We start from the raw sequence: 13459 nt of genomic DNA on the forward strand, positions 1-13459 counted from the left end.
TCTTCTTTTGATGTGGTTTTCACCGCGGCGCAGTGAAATCGCAATCCGCGGTGGAGAATGGCGTGAATGGGTGTGCGGCGGCCGTGGCCGTTTCTCCGCGAATCGCAATTCGTTACACCGAGGATGGGTGGAGTCTATTGATCGGGCGCGTGATCGATTGTCGGGAAGCTAACAAATGCGGCAATCATGCTGTTTTCATCGGGTATTTTTTGATTGTGTGATGAATCGAACTGAAAGCCTTGTTGTATAAAGGTTGGGTGGATTTAAGCGATGCGAATCAGCGATTGCCGGCTCAGTGGCGTAGCGCACGGTTTGCGCCGAATTGGTGCGTTAAGATGCGGTTGCCGGATTATCTGAAAACCGATCCTGTATTTTGTTTTTAGTTTATTTTCTATTGAAAATAAACTAACTCTGAAAAGTGTTGCGCGGCGTCGCATTCGATATGCCGGAATATGGTCCGGATGAAACGCAGTCGGTGCTCGGGTGGGCGATTTGTTCGGACAATGAACGTCAATGAATCGCTTGCTCAGAAGTCGATCGCGTCGTCCGAATCGACTTCGGCGGCGGTGGCGAGCACCTCGCGCGGGTCGCGCGGCGCCGATGCCGACGCGTCGAGCGCCGGATTGCGCAGTTTCTCGAGCACGCGTTCCGGCACCGGGATCCGCATCCGCGCGGCGACGTCACCGCACTGGAACATGATCAGCTCGCCCGGCTCGAACGCGGTCCAGACTTCATTGTCGGTGAGCGGCTGGGTCGCGATCACCGCGACGCGATCCTCGGGCGTCGTGTATTTCGCGAAGTCGATCGACAGGTCTTCGTCGACGAGGTGCGCGGTCGAGAACGGCCAGCGCCGCACGAGATAGTGCAGACGCGTCGAGCAATGCGCGAACAGCGCCTGGCCGTTCGACATCAGGAAGTTGAACACGCCGTGGTCGGTGATGCCGCGCGTCAGCTCGCCGACGCGCTCGAACAGTTCGGGCAATGGCGGCTGCGCGCCGGGGAACGCTTCGCGCAGCCCCTGCATCAGCACGCAGAACGCCTGCTCGCTGTCGGTCGTGCCGACCGGATGATAGACGCTGCCGTCCATGTCCGGTGCGTAGTCCTGCAGGTCGCCGTTGTGCGCGAAGATCCAGTGCCGGCCCCACAGCTCGCGCATGAACGGATGGCTGTTCTCGAGCAGGATGTGGCCTTGCGTCGCCTTGCGGATGTGCGCGATCGTGTTCTTGGACTTGATCGGGTAGCGCTTCACCATTTCGGCGATCGGCGACGTGGCCGAGGCCTGGTGATCGATGAACAGGCGGCAGGCCTTGTCTTCGAAGAACGCGATGCCCCAGCCGTCGGCATGGTGATCGGTGAGCCCGCCCCGGGCCGCGAAACCTGTGAAGGAGAATGTGACGTCCGTCGGCGCGGCGCAGTTCATTCCTAAGAGTTGGCACATTTTACTTGGGGCAGCAGGCTGAGGCGGGGGGTAACGAACCGGGCGAACCCCGGTACAATGCGGCTTCTAGCATATCACCGAGCCCTGAGCGGTAAAAAGCGGATTCCGCCGGCCGAAGGCCCCGTGTTGCGGTTTGCCGTCAGTCGGCCCGCGCACGCGCGATCCGGCCCCGCCGATGGCCAGCCCGTACCTCACGACGCCTCCTATGACTGCCTCGAACGCTTCCTCCCCGGCGACGCTCTCGCTCGCCCGTCCCGACGACTGGCACCTGCACCTGCGAGACGGCGACATGCTGGCCGCCGTGCTGCCGCACACCGCGCGCCAGTTCGGCCGCGCGATCGTCATGCCGAACCTGAAGCCGCCGGTGACGACCACCGCGCACGCGCAGGCCTATCGCGAGCGCATCCTCGCCGCGCTGCCGGCCGGAATGACGTTCGAACCGCTGATGACGCTGTACCTGACCGACAACACGCCGCCCGACGAGATTCGCCGCGCGCGCGAAAGTGGCTTCGTGCACGGCGTGAAGCTGTATCCGGCGGGCGCGACGACGAACTCCGACCACGGCGTCACCGATCTCGCGAAATGCGCGAAGACGCTCGAGGCGATGCAGGAAACCGGCATGCCGCTGCTCGTGCACGGCGAGGTGACCGATGCGTCGATCGACCTGTTCGACCGCGAGAAGGTCTTCATCGACCGCGTGATGACGCCCCTGCGCCGCGATTTCCCGGGCCTGAAGGTCGTGTTCGAACACATCACGACGAAGGACGCGGCCGACTACGTGCGCGACGCCGACGCGGCGCCCGGCCTGCTCGGCGCGACGATCACCGCGCATCACCTGCTGTACAACCGCAATGCGCTGTTCGTCGGCGGGATTCGCCCGCACTACTACTGCCTGCCGGTGCTGAAGCGCGAGACGCATCGCGTCGCACTGGTCGAAGCCGCGACATCGGGCAACCCGCGCTTTTTCCTCGGCACCGACAGCGCGCCGCATGCGCGCGACGCGAAGGAAACCGCGTGCGGCTGCGCGGGCTGCTACACGGCGCTGCACGCGCTCGAACTGTACGCGGAAGCATTCGACACCGCCGGCGCGCTCGACAAGCTGGAAGGCTTCGCGAGCTTCTTCGGCGCCGATTTCTACGGGCTGCCGCGCAGCGCCGAGACGGTCACGCTGCGTCGCGAGGCATGGGAACTGCCGCGCGAGATCTTCGCAGGCGATACGCCCGTCGTGCCGCTGCGCGGCGGTGAGACGATCGGCTGGAAGCTGGCGTAAGCCAGCCACCGCGCCGTCGCGTGAACCCGGCCCCATGCGGCCTGCGGCGGGCAGTGCTAGAATGCGCGTCGCAAAGCAGGCCAGGCAGTCGCGGCCTCGCCGCCTTCGGGCGCGCGGGGGCGAGGAAAGTCCGGACTCCACAGGGCAGGGTGATGGCTAACGGCCATCCGTGGCGACACGCGGAACAGGGCAACAGAAAGCAAACCGCCGATGGCCCGGCGCAAGCCGGGATCAGGTAAGGGTGAAACGGTGCGGTAAGAGCGCACCGCGGCGACGGCGACGTTCGCCGGCACGGTAACCTCCACCCGGAGCAATTCCAAGTAGGCAGGCGCGCATTTTCGGATGCAGGACGGGGCCCCCGTCTCGTCTGCGGGTAGGAAGCTTGAGCGCGTCAGCAATGGCGCGCCTAGAGGAATGGCTGCCACGCGTTGTGCGCTTCGGCGCGCAGCGTGCACAGAATCCGGCTTATCGGCCTGCTTTGCCGTTCGAATGCGAAAGGGCCGGCGTCTCCCCACGGAGCGCCGGCCCTTTTTTCATGCGCGCTCGCCGTGCGTTCAGCCGGCGACGATGTCGAACGAATGCGTGAGTTCGGCCGTCTTCGCGATCATGATCGACGCGGAGCAATACTTGTCGTGCGACAGGTTGATCGCGCGTTCGACCGTGGACGGGTTCAGGTTGCGCCCGGTGACGGTGAAGTGGAAGTGCACCTTCGTAAACACTTTCGGATCTTCGCTCGCGCGCTCGGCCTTCAGCGTGACCGAGCAGCCGCTGACTTCCTGGCGGCTCTTCTTCAGGATCAGCACGACGTCATAGGCCGTGCAGCCGCCGGTACCGAGCAGCACCATTTCCATCGGGCGCGGCGCGAGGTTGTGGCCACCGCCTTCGGGCGCGCCGTCCATCGTGACGAGGTGGCCGCTGCCGGTCTCGGCGGAAAACGCCATGCCGTCCTGGCCCATCCAGCTTACTTTGCATTCCATGCTTGCACTCCAGCGTTGCCTGATTCGGATTCGATCCGGCATTGTAGCCCGCTGCGCAACGGACGGCTGATGCGCTGCACGACGCGCAATGCCGGAGCCGCGCGAGCGGCGCGCCGGACGGCCATTTCCCGCTCGGATTTAGGGGTTTTGCTCTAGAAGAGGGGCGTTTTCGAGCCTGCCAGGCGGGATCAGGTGATTGATTTAAAAGGGAAAAGTGAATTTTTCAAACGCAACGCGAAAAATTCCGCATTATGGTGTTTGATTTCGTAATGCAGATTTTCTTGTGAAGTCGGCGACGCATTCGTATAATGGGCCTCATTGGTTGTCGCGCTGCGGCAACCTCCGAATGTCTCCTCCACCCTCCTCCTATGGTGGATTAAGCCCGAACCAGCCGTTCGGGCTTTTTTTCGTCCCATGCAAACATCGGCGCGCGGCTTGCGCGCCCCGGCATCGTTACGCCGGTTGCTTGCCGGCCGGCTGCGCGGTTGCGGCGGGCGCCGTGCCGGGCGTGCGTGTGTCAGGTGCCGGCGCGTGGACGGCCGACGCATGGCCGTGCCCGCGTGCGCAGAAGTGGCGGACGCGTTCGCGCACCGCGCGCAGGCGGGCGACGCGATCCTCGGCATGGGCGGCGCGGGCTTCGGTAATGCGTGTATCGAGTACGTCGAGCTTGGCTTCGCAGTCGGTGCGGGCGGCGACGGCAGGCGCCGCGGCGGCCAGCAGTGCGGCCGCAAGGAAGGGCGTAAGTCGTTGATTCATCATGCTTGTTTGTTGTTTTCCAGATTCGGCCGGTCTGGCGCGGGATGGTCATGTGCCGCGCGTCGATGGGTGCCTCCCCGGGCGCTCGGTTCGCCTGGCTTGTCGGGGCACGAACGGATTTTGGCCCATTTCGGCCGCCGTGGACACGGGAAGTGGATTCCCTTTGACCGCGTTGCCGTATTTCCTTTATAATTCAGGGCTTTTCCGCATTCATGCCCACGGAAAAAGAACAGGGAGAGCCTGCACCGCGCCTCGAAGCGCACACAGACAAGCAGGAAGAACACATCGGGCAAAGCAATTTTTTTGGATCGATCATGAAGACGTTTTCCGCAAAAGCCCATGAGGTGACGCGCGAATGGTACGTGATTGACGCGACGGATAAGGTTCTCGGCCGTGTTGCCAGCGAAGTGGCACGCCGTCTGCGCGGCAAGCACAAGCCTGAGTTCACCCCGCACGTCGACACTGGTGATTTCATCATCATCATCAACGCAAGCAAGTTGAAGGTCACGGGCAACAAGACTCTGGACAAGAAGTACTACCGTCACTCGGGCTACCCGGGCGGTATCTATGAAACGACGTTCGGCAAGATGCAAGAACGCTTCCCGGGCCGCGCGCTCGAGAAAGCGGTCAAGGGCATGCTGCCGAAGGGCCCGCTCGGCTACGCGATGATCAAGAAGCTGAAGGTCTACGCTGAAGCTACGCATCCGCATTCGGCGCAACAGCCGAAGGCGCTCGAGATCTAAGGGGAGCCCACATGATCGGTAACTGGAACTACGGTACGGGCCGCCGCAAGAGCGCAGTCGCACGTGTCTTCATCAAGGCTGGCAAGGGCGACATCATCGTCAACGGCAAGCCCATCGCTGACTACTTCTCGCGTGAAACGTCGCTGATGATCGTGCGTCAACCGCTGGAACTCACGAACCACGGCCAGACGTTCGACATCAAGGTCAACGTCAACGGCGGCGGCGAAACGGGTCAGGCAGGTGCAGTGCGCCACGGCATCACCCGTGCACTGATCGACTACGATGCGACGCTGAAGCCGTCGCTGTCGAACGCAGGCTTCGTCACGCGCGATGCACGTGAAGTCGAGCGTAAGAAGGTTGGTCTGCGCAAGGCACGTCGCGCAAAGCAGTTCTCGAAGCGTTAATTCCGCTTCATGGCCTCGCCGCTCCCGGGCGGCGTCCGCCGGAAAAACCGCCAGCGTTCGCGCTGGCGGTTTTTTTATGTCCGCTTCCAGGCGCGTGCTGCCGCGGCCCGCGCGGGCGTGTTTGATGAAATCGACAAGAACCTATTGATTTCATGGACTTCAGCACGATCTTCTGATCGGCCCTACAATAGCGGCTAAAGCTTTTTGGAGAGTTCGCAATGAACGCTGTTACCGAATCCGCAGCAACGACGGCCGAAATGCCGGTTCCGTTCGTCTTCACCGACGCCGCAGCCGACAAGGTCAAGCAACTGATCGACGAAGAGGGCAATCCCGACCTGAAGCTGCGCGTGTTCGTGCAGGGCGGCGGCTGCTCCGGCTTCCAGTATGGCTTCACGTTCGACGAGGAAGTCAACGAGGACGACACCGTGATGAACAAGAACGGCGTCCAGCTCCTGATCGACTCGATGAGCTACCAGTACCTGGTCGGCGCCGAGATCGACTACAAGGACGACCTCAACGGCGCCCAGTTCGTGATCAAGAACCCGAACGCGAGCACCACCTGCGGGTGCGGCTCGTCGTTCTCGGTCTGAGCACACGGCAGATCCGATCCGGTTCGCCGGAATGAAAAACGGGGCGTCATGCCCCGTTTTTTTATGCCCGTTCGCCATGGTGATGCGGCCCCCGCCGTGCGGCAGGCGCCGCGTCAGCGCGGATAGAGCGCGCCCAGCACCCGATTGCCGGCTGCGCCCGTGACCGTCGCGAGATTGCCGGGCTGGCGCGCGGTGAAGCGGTACGCGAGCCACGCGAATGCGAGCGCCTCGACCTGCTGCGGCGGCACGCCGAGCGCGGCCGTCGTATCGACCGTGGCCGGCACGCCGGCCTCGCGCAGGGCGTTCCGCAGCGCGTCGAGCAGCACCGGATTGCGTGCGCCGCCGCCGCAGACGAACACGGCCTTGCAGCTCGCTGCGTGCTGCGCGATCTCGCGTGCGACCGACACGGCGGTGAGCGCGGTAAGGGTCGCCTGCACGTCCTCCGGCGTGACCTGCGCGAACGCGGCGAGCTTTGCGTCGAGCCATGCGGGATTGAACAGGTCGCGCCCAGTGCTTTTCGGCGGCGGTGCGGCGAAATACGGCTCGTCGAGCAGCGCGTCGAGCAGCGGCGCGTGGACGGTGCCGCGCGCGGCGAACTTGCCGCCGTCGTCGTATGGCTTGCCGAGATGGCGGGTCGCCCATTCGTCGAGCAGCGCGTTCGCGGGGCCGCAGTCGAAGCCGCGCACGTCGCCGCCTTCGCCGGGCAGGATCGTGATGTTGCTGATCCCGCCGAGATTGCAGACGACGCGCGTTTCGCCCGGCGCGCCGAACACCGTCGCATGGAAGGCCGGCGCGAGCGGTGCGCCATGGCCGCCCGCGGCGACGTCGCGGCTGCGGAAATCGGCGATCACATCGAGCTGGGTCAGCTCGGCGAGCAGCGCCGGGTTGTTGATCTGCCGCGTATAGCCGCGCTCGGGGCGATGGCGCACGGTCTGGCCGTGCACGCCGATCGCGCGGATCTCGTCGCGCGACAGCCCGGCCGTGCGCTGCAATTCGTGGCAACACACCGCGTAGCGCGCGACCAGCGCGTTCGCCGCGAGCGATTCGCGGTCGATTTCATCGTGGCCGGGCTGCTGCAGCGCGAACAGCGCGTCGCGCAGCGATTGCGCGAAGCCGACGAACGCTTCCGCGAGCACGACCGGCGCGCGGCCGCCCTCGAAACGCACGGCGACGCCATCGACGCCGTCCATGCTGGTTCCCGACATCAGCCCGAAGTAGATGCCGTCGGCCGGATGGGCATTTTGCGGCTGTCGTTGCGGCACGTTGGGTTCTCCTGGATCGTGCGGCGCGGGCCGGTGCCGCGCGCCTTGCGCCCGATTATCCGCGCAACGTGACGTGCCGTTAAGCGATGGGCGCGCAAGTTATGGGAAAATCCCTGTTTTTGCGACATTCTTCCTGGCACCGATGAGCACCGAACCCAGTTCCAAGCCTGTTTTCCCGATCACCGACGAAGTCCGGCATGCGCTCGCCGTCACGAAGCGCGGCGTCGACGAGCTGCTGGTCGAGGAAGAGTTCGCGCAGAAGCTCGCACGCAGCGCGGCGACGGGCACGCCGCTTCGCATCAAGCTCGGCCTCGACCCGACCGCGCCTGACATCCACATCGGCCATACGGTCGTGCTGAACAAGATGCGTCAGCTGCAGGACCTCGGCCACACGGTCATCTTCCTGATCGGCGATTTCACGTCGCTGATCGGCGATCCGTCGGGCCGCAACGCGACGCGCCCGCCGCTCACGCGCGAACAGATCGAGTCGAACGCGAAGACCTACTTCGAGCAGGCCGCGCTCGTGCTCGATCGCGACAAGACCGAAATCCGCTACAACAGCGAATGGTCGATGCCGCTCGGCGCGGACGGGATGATCAAGCTCGCGTCGCGCTACACGGTCGCGCGGATCCTCGAGCGCGAGGATTTCACGAAGCGCTTCCAGGGCGGCGTGCCGATCTCGATCCACGAATTCCTGTACCCGCTGATGCAGGGCTACGACTCGGTCGCGCTGAACGCCGACCTCGAGCTCGGCGGCACCGACCAGAAGTTCAACCTGCTGGTCGGCCGCGAACTGCAGAAGCAGTACGGCCAGGAGCAGCAGTGCATTCTCACGATGCCGCTGCTCGAAGGCCTCGACGGCGTCGAGAAGATGTCGAAGTCGAAGGGCAACTACGTCGGCATCAGCGAGCAGCCGAACGACATGTTCGGCAAGCTGATGAGCATCTCGGACACGCTGATGTGGCGTTACTTCGAGCTGCTGTCGTTCCGTCCGATGGAAGAGATCGCCGGCTTCAAGCGCGAGATCGAAGGCGGCCGCAACCCGCGCGACTTCAAGGTGCTGCTCGCGCAGGAAATCGTCGCGCGCTTCCACTCGCAGGCCGACGCCGAGCGTGCGCTCGAGGACTTCAACCACCGCGCGAAGGGCGGCGTGCCGGACGACATCCCGTCGGTCACGCTCGCAGGCGCGCCGCTCGCGATCGGCCAGCTGCTGAAGCAGGCCGGTCTCGTGCCGTCGACGAGCGAGGCACTGCGCAACATCGAGCAGGGCGGCGTGAAGATCGATGGCGCGACCGTGTCGGACAAGGGCCTGAAGGTCGAAGCCGGCGAGTTCGTCGTGCAGGTCGGCAAGCGCCGCTTCGCACGCGTCACGCTGACCGCATGATCGCGCTGATCCAGCGCGTGAAGCGCGCCGACGTGCGCGTCGGCGACCGCACGACCGGTGAGATCGGCGCGGGCCTGCTCGCGCTGGTCTGCGCGGAGCGCGGCGACACCGAGGCAGCGGCCGACAAGCTGCTCGCAAAGATGCTCGGCTACCGCGTGTTCAGCGACGCCGCCGGCAAGATGAACCTGCCGGTGTCGAATATCGACGGTGAGGGCCGCGCGGGCGGCCTGCTGCTCGTGTCGCAGTTCACGCTGGCGGCCGATACCAACAGCGGGCTGCGTCCGAGCTTCACGCCGGCCGCGCCGCCCGACGAAGGCGCGCGGCTGTTCGACTATTTCGTGGCGGCCGCGCGTGCGCGCCATCCGGTCGTCGAGACGGGCGAGTTCGGCGCCGACATGCAGGTGTCGCTCGTCAACGACGGCCCCGTGACATTCTGGCTGCAAGTGCGGCCCTGATTCTTCCCCGGAGACGCGCCGCGATGGCCACCACGCAGATTCTTTTCATCCGCCATGGCGAGACGGCCTGGAATCGCATCAAGCGCATCCAGGGTCATATCGACATCCCGCTCGCCGAAACGGGCCTCGAGCAGGCGAAAAAGCTGGCCATACGGCTCGCACGCGACGCGCGTGACGGTGCGCGGCTCGACGCGATCTATTCGAGCGACCTGATGCGTGCGCAGCAGACCGCGCAGCCGTTCGCCGACGCGCTCGGGCTTGTGCCGCGGCTGCGGAAAGGGCTGCGCGAACGCTCGTACGGGCAGTTTCAGGGGCACGACAGCGCCGAGATCGAGACGCTGTTCCCCGACGCGTACGCGGCCTGGCAGACGCGCGACCCCGGCTTCGCGCCGGAGGGCGGCGAGTCGCAGCGCGAGTTCTACCACCGCGTGCTGCATGCGCTCGAACCGATCGTCGCCGAGCATCCGGGTGGCCGGATCGCGTGCGTCGCGCATGGCGGCGTGCTCGACTGTGTCTATCGTTTTGCGAACGGCATCGAGCTGTCGGCGCCGCGCAATTATCAGCTGCTCAACACGAGCATCAACGTCGTCGATTACGTCGATGGCCGCGCGCAGGTCGTGCAGTGGGCCGACGTGTCGCACCTGGACGCCACGAGCGAAGACGACGGGTACCGCAAGGTGCTCTGAACCCGCAGGCCCCGTCCGGCATTGCCGGTCAGGGCTTCCTTCCTGCGTGGTGCCGGCTGCTTACTGCGGCAGCGCGTGGCGCGCCTTGTAGTCGAGCGCGTACGCGATCTTGCCGGGCTTGTCCGCCGTGATCGGCTGGCGCAGCTTGTCGAATTCCCCCTTGTTGTATTTCTTCCCGCCGTTGATCGTGTCCGCGCGCCCGAGGTCGGCGCCCGTCTTGCCGTCGATCACCGGGTCCGTGGCCGCGACCATGCGCGTCGACGCATTCCAGACCGCGTTCAGGTAGCCGGTGTCGGCCTTCGCCGGATCCGGGTCGGTTGTGCCGGCGCGCGTCAGGTCATAACCGGCGAGCGTGAACGTGTCCGGTTGCGCGCGCAGCCAGTCGGCCCAGTAGAACTCGAGGTAGTCGGTGGCTTGTGCGGGCTTGCTGTAGCCGATGTCGCGCGTGAAATAGACGAGCGAGCGGTAGCGGTCGTTCGTCATCCCGAGTTTCAGGCCGAGCCCGGTCGGCAGTTGCGCGGTCGTGATCGCCTTGCCTTCGCCATTCTTGAGGCGCAGATAGCCGCGGCTCTGCATCTGCTGCCAGAACGCGTCGCCCGAGTAGTCGCTGAGATTGTCCTTGACGACGACGTGCACGTGCAGCGCCGGGCCGCCGTCGGGCGTCTCGTAGTAGGTCGACAGGCCGTGGTGGCCGTCGGTCAGGTACAGCGCGTCGCCGTTCGGGCCGATCACGACCGGGTTCAGCACCGAGCGGTCGCGGGCGTTCGCGTCGGTCGTGGTGCACGTGTAGCTCGCGGGCTCGCGCAGCGTCGACTTCGCTGTGTAGCCGCTCGACGCGACGCCGCCGAGGCCTTCGTCCGCGCAGAAGTCGTCGAATTTCTTGTCGGGCTGCAGTTCGTAGCGGCCGAGCTTGTAGTAGATCTGGTCGTAACCGATCGCGCCCTGCGTCGGATGGAGGTCGCCGAGCGTCACGTCGATCAGGTCGCCCGCGCGAGCGGCCTTCCACTTGCCCGGTTGCGGCGTGACGGTGGCGGGCGGCGTGGGAGCCGGCGTGGTCGGGGTGCCGCCGGAAGGCGTTTGCGCGTCCGAACGCGCGACGGCGGCGACATCGTCGCCTCCGCAGGCGGCGAGGGCGAAGACGGTGGACAGGCTGGCGGCAAGGGCGAAACGGATCGGCAGGCGTGGCATCGCGGGCATCGGGTGTCGGTCGGGTGGGCGGGACACCGCGCGGGTCACGGCAAGCGGGACGGACGGCACGTGCGACCGTGCGCGGGTGCAAGCCCGTCAGCTTGACACAGGTATTTGACAGTCAATTGAAATGATAAGAGGAAGCGAATCGTCAGGCAGGCGGGGTGCCGTCGGGCGGTGTCGCGGCGGCGCGGCGGCGTGCACGCTTTGACGCGCCGTTCACGAGCGCCCAGCGCAGCACGGGTGCGACGACCCGGATGCCGGGCCGGACCACCGCGCGGCGCAGCGGCGCGAACGCCGACACGCCGAGCATGCGCTGCGCCCACGGCGGCAGCAGGTCGATGCCCGCATGCATCACCAGCGACGCGGCCGGCCGCAGCACGGGCTTGGCGACCGGCACGTTCAGCAGGATGGACATCACGTCGAACGTGCGCGGCCCGGCCTCGAGCTCGGGCTGCATGCGCGCGAGATAGGCGGCCACCTCGGCACGCGAACGGGGCACCTCGTGTGCGCCGAGCAGCTCGGCGATCAATGCCGTTTCGGCGTAGTAGCGGTCCTGCAACTCGCCCGGCAGCGCGGGATTCACATAGCGCAGGTGCGCGGCGAGGAAACTCGATACTTCAGCGACGTGCACCCAGGTCAGCAATGCCGGATCGTCGGCGCGGTACGGGCGGCCGTCCGGCGCGGTGCCCGATATGTGCGCGTGGATCGATTTCACGCGCTCGATCAGCGCGAGGGCGTCCGCGCGACTGCCGAACGTCGTACCGGTGATGAACGTGGCGGTGCGTCGCAAGCGGCCGAGGATGTCGGTGCGGAACGACGAGTGATCCCAGACGCCCGCGAGCGCGAGCGGGTGGAGCGCCTGCAGCAGCAGCGCGGCGATGCCGCCCGTCATCATCGACGTGAAGTCGGCATGCACGCGCCAGCAGACGGCCTCGGGACCGAACAGCCCGGGGTCTCCCGGCGGCGAAGAGAGGTCGAGCGACGGGCCGCCACCGCCCACTGTCAGGTGCGTGACGCCGGCCACGAGCCGCTTGCGGATCGGCTCGGCCCAGCGCGGGCCCGGTGCGGGTGCGGCGGGGCGGGAGCTGGGCGGCGTCGTCATGGCGGGTGCGGCTCGGGCGGCGGGTTACTTCCCGTCGGGGGTATCCCACTCGCCGCGTTCGGTGCGGCCGGTGTCGGGCACGGAAAGCCCGAAGTGGCGATACGTGAGCAGCGTCGCGACGCGCCCGCGCGGCGTGCGCTGCAGGAAGCCCTGCTGGATCAGGTACGGCTCGAGTACGTCCTCGATCGTGTCGCGCTCTTCGCCGATCGCCGCCGCGAGGTTGTCGATACCGACCGGGCCGCCGTCGAACTTGTACAGGATCGCCTCGAGCAGCTTGCGGTCCATCAGGTCGAAGCCGACCGGATCGACGTCGAGCATCGCGAGTGCGGCATCGGCGACGGCCGCGGTGATCTGGCCGTCGGCCTTCACTTCCGCGAAGTCGCGCACGCGGCGCAGCAGCCGGTTCGCGATCCGCGGCGTGCCGCGCGAGCGCTTCGCGATTTCGAGCGCGCCGTTCGGATCGATCTGCGCGTTCAGCAGCGATGCCGAGCGCCGCACGATGCGCGACAGTTGATCGGCATCGTAGAACTCGAGGCGTGCGACGATCCCGAAACGATCGCGCAGCGGGTTGGTCAGCATCCCGGCGCGGGTGGTGGCGCCGACCAGCGTGAACGGCTGCAGGTCGAGCTTCACGCTGCGCGCGGCCGGGCCTTCGCCGATCATGATGTCGATCTGGTAATCCTCGAGTGCCGGATACAGGATTTCCTCGACGACCGGCGACAGCCGGTGGATCTCGTCGATGAACAGCACGTCGTTCGCTTCAAGGTTCGTCAGCAGCGCGGCGAGATCGCCCGCGCGCTCGAGTACGGGGCCCGACGTCTGGCGCAGGTTCACGCCCATCTCCCGCGCGATGATGTGCGCGAGCGTCGTCTTGCCGAGGCCCGGCGGCCCGAACAGCAGCACGTGGTCGAGCGGCTCGGAGCGGCGCTTGGCGGCTTCGATGAAGATCTCGAGCTGGCCGCGCACCTTTTCCTGGCCGACGTAGTCGTCGAGCTGGCGCGGCCGCAGCGCACGTTCGAACACCTCCTCGTGCGACGAGGTGGGCGTGGCGGCGATGATCCGCTGCTCGGTGGCGAGTTTGTCGGTTTCAATCATGCGGCCATTGTACCGCGCGCCGCAGTCCCGCCCACCTGGCCGAACGGCCGACTGGCGAGCGTCGCGCGGCTGCGCGACACTGGCTTCAACGCACCGGTTGGCGGCG

General features: G+C 66.1%; 15 protein-coding genes and 1 other RNA gene. 9 read left to right on the top strand and 7 right to left on the bottom strand.

What is annotated here, in order from left to right; genetic code table 11:
- Positions 1-526: 526 nt before the first annotated feature.
- Complete coding sequence (locus tag CFB50_RS03285) at positions 527-1438, bottom strand: class II glutamine amidotransferase (protein ID WP_069247137.1); 912 nt, start codon at positions 1436-1438, stop codon at positions 527-529.
- A gap of 205 nt (positions 1439-1643) precedes the next feature.
- Here CFB50_RS03285 and pyrC point away from each other — a divergent pair, with 205 nt between their 5' ends.
- Together pyrC and rnpB are read left to right on the top strand one after the other, a co-directional pair.
- Positions 1644-2708 (top strand): dihydroorotase, encoded by a 1065-nt coding sequence (pyrC, locus tag CFB50_RS03290; protein WP_089444950.1) that lies wholly within the window; start codon positions 1644-1646, stop codon positions 2706-2708.
- A gap of 72 nt (positions 2709-2780) precedes the next feature.
- An RNA gene (gene rnpB, locus CFB50_RS03295) (RNase P RNA component class A) lies at positions 2781-3192 on the top strand.
- A 70-nt stretch (positions 3193-3262) separates the two neighbouring features.
- On the opposite strand, the gene CFB50_RS03300 is transcribed toward rnpB, so the two are convergent.
- Both CFB50_RS03300 and CFB50_RS03305 read right to left on the bottom strand, forming a co-directional pair.
- Positions 3263-3727, bottom strand: a complete 465-nt coding sequence (locus tag CFB50_RS03300; protein WP_172625585.1) for an OsmC family protein — start codon at positions 3725-3727, stop codon at positions 3263-3265.
- A 411-nt stretch (positions 3728-4138) separates the two neighbouring features.
- On the bottom strand, positions 4139-4444 hold the full coding sequence (locus CFB50_RS03305; protein ID WP_069247138.1) for a DUF1090 family protein: 306 nt from the start codon (positions 4442-4444) through the stop codon (positions 4139-4141).
- A gap of 311 nt (positions 4445-4755) precedes the next feature.
- Between CFB50_RS03305 and rplM the strand changes: the two genes are divergently transcribed.
- The 4 genes from rplM to erpA are packed head-to-tail and all read left to right on the top strand — an operon-like array spanning position 4756 to position 6178.
- On the top strand, positions 4756-5184 hold the full coding sequence (gene rplM, locus CFB50_RS03310) for a 50S ribosomal protein L13 (protein WP_009687896.1): 429 nt from the start codon (positions 4756-4758) through the stop codon (positions 5182-5184).
- Between the two features lie 11 nt (positions 5185-5195).
- Entirely contained in the window at positions 5196-5588 is a 393-nt protein-coding gene (rpsI, locus tag CFB50_RS03315) for a 30S ribosomal protein S9 (RefSeq protein WP_011883283.1), read from the top strand.
- A 9-nt stretch (positions 5589-5597) separates the two neighbouring features.
- On the top strand, positions 5598-5786 hold the full coding sequence (locus CFB50_RS39395; protein WP_166893546.1) for a hypothetical protein: 189 nt from the start codon (positions 5598-5600) through the stop codon (positions 5784-5786).
- A gap of 20 nt (positions 5787-5806) precedes the next feature.
- Positions 5807-6178: an iron-sulfur cluster insertion protein ErpA gene (erpA, locus tag CFB50_RS03320; protein WP_011350956.1), complete on the top strand. Its 372-nt coding sequence runs from the start codon at positions 5807-5809 to the stop codon at positions 6176-6178.
- Between the two features lie 113 nt (positions 6179-6291).
- Here erpA and CFB50_RS03325 read toward each other — a convergent pair whose 3' ends face one another.
- Positions 6292-7440, bottom strand: a complete 1149-nt coding sequence (locus CFB50_RS03325) for an anhydro-N-acetylmuramic acid kinase (protein ID WP_069247139.1) — start codon at positions 7438-7440, stop codon at positions 6292-6294.
- A 142-nt stretch (positions 7441-7582) separates the two neighbouring features.
- On the opposite strand from CFB50_RS03325, the gene tyrS reads away from it, so the two are divergent.
- From tyrS to CFB50_RS03340, 3 genes are read left to right on the top strand one after another with little or no spacing between them, the layout of a single operon-like run.
- Positions 7583-8824 carry a tyrosine--tRNA ligase gene (gene tyrS / locus CFB50_RS03330; protein ID WP_069247140.1) on the top strand — a complete coding sequence of 414 codons (1242 nt, stop codon included), beginning with the start codon at positions 7583-7585 and terminating at the stop codon, positions 8822-8824.
- Complete coding sequence (gene dtd / locus CFB50_RS03335; protein WP_021163703.1) at positions 8821-9279, top strand: D-aminoacyl-tRNA deacylase; 459 nt, start codon at positions 8821-8823, stop codon at positions 9277-9279. The genes tyrS and dtd overlap by 4 nt, the downstream gene beginning before the upstream one ends.
- A gap of 23 nt (positions 9280-9302) precedes the next feature.
- Positions 9303-9965, top strand: a complete 663-nt coding sequence (locus CFB50_RS03340; RefSeq protein WP_089444951.1) for a histidine phosphatase family protein — start codon at positions 9303-9305, stop codon at positions 9963-9965.
- A 60-nt stretch (positions 9966-10025) separates the two neighbouring features.
- On the opposite strand, the gene CFB50_RS03345 is transcribed toward CFB50_RS03340, so the two are convergent.
- From CFB50_RS03345 to ruvB, 3 genes are all read right to left on the bottom strand, one after another.
- On the bottom strand, positions 10026-11153 hold the full coding sequence (locus CFB50_RS03345) for a ParB/Srx family N-terminal domain-containing protein (RefSeq protein WP_089446022.1): 1128 nt from the start codon (positions 11151-11153) through the stop codon (positions 10026-10028).
- 151 nt (positions 11154-11304) lie between these two features.
- Positions 11305-12258, bottom strand: a complete 954-nt coding sequence (locus tag CFB50_RS03350; protein ID WP_089444952.1) for an oxygenase MpaB family protein — start codon at positions 12256-12258, stop codon at positions 11305-11307.
- Positions 12259-12282: 24 nt separating this feature from the next.
- Positions 12283-13353 (bottom strand): Holliday junction branch migration DNA helicase RuvB, encoded by a 1071-nt coding sequence (gene ruvB / locus CFB50_RS03355; protein ID WP_069247143.1) that lies wholly within the window; start codon positions 13351-13353, stop codon positions 12283-12285.
- Between the last annotated feature and the right edge of the window lie 106 nt (positions 13354-13459).

It is taken from the genome of Burkholderia sp. AU33423 (genome assembly GCF_002223135.1).
GTDB classification, from domain to species: Bacteria; Pseudomonadota; Gammaproteobacteria; order Burkholderiales; family Burkholderiaceae; genus Burkholderia; species Burkholderia lata_D.

Bases quoted from the DNA above. Each gene is read 5' to 3' on its own strand.
- CFB50_RS03305 (WP_069247138.1), bottom strand. From the start codon at position 4,444: ATGATGAATCAACGACTTACGCCCTTCCTTGCGGCCGCACTGCTGGCC.
- rpsI (WP_011883283.1), top strand. From the start codon at position 5,196: ATGATCGGTAACTGGAACTACGGTACGGGCCGCCGCAAGAGCGCAGTC.
- CFB50_RS39395 (WP_166893546.1), top strand. From the start codon at position 5,598: ATGGCCTCGCCGCTCCCGGGCGGCGTCCGCCGGAAAAACCGCCAGCGT.
- rplM (WP_009687896.1), top strand. From the start codon at position 4,756: ATGAAGACGTTTTCCGCAAAAGCCCATGAGGTGACGCGCGAATGGTAC.
- CFB50_RS03345 (WP_089446022.1), bottom strand. From the start codon at position 11,153: ATGCCACGCCTGCCGATCCGTTTCGCCCTTGCCGCCAGCCTGTCCACC.
- pyrC (WP_089444950.1), top strand. From the start codon at position 1,644: ATGACTGCCTCGAACGCTTCCTCCCCGGCGACGCTCTCGCTCGCCCGT.
- erpA (WP_011350956.1), top strand. From the start codon at position 5,807: ATGAACGCTGTTACCGAATCCGCAGCAACGACGGCCGAAATGCCGGTT.
- CFB50_RS03300 (WP_172625585.1), bottom strand. From the start codon at position 3,727: ATGCCGGATCGAATCCGAATCAGGCAACGCTGGAGTGCAAGCATGGAA.
- CFB50_RS03340 (WP_089444951.1), top strand. From the start codon at position 9,303: ATGGCCACCACGCAGATTCTTTTCATCCGCCATGGCGAGACGGCCTGG.
- ruvB (WP_069247143.1), bottom strand. From the start codon at position 13,353: ATGATTGAAACCGACAAACTCGCCACCGAGCAGCGGATCATCGCCGCC.
- CFB50_RS03285 (WP_069247137.1), bottom strand. From the start codon at position 1,438: ATGTGCCAACTCTTAGGAATGAACTGCGCCGCGCCGACGGACGTCACA.
- tyrS (WP_069247140.1), top strand. From the start codon at position 7,583: ATGAGCACCGAACCCAGTTCCAAGCCTGTTTTCCCGATCACCGACGAA.
- dtd (WP_021163703.1), top strand. From the start codon at position 8,821: ATGATCGCGCTGATCCAGCGCGTGAAGCGCGCCGACGTGCGCGTCGGC.
- CFB50_RS03350 (WP_089444952.1), bottom strand. From the start codon at position 12,258: ATGACGACGCCGCCCAGCTCCCGCCCCGCCGCACCCGCACCGGGCCCG.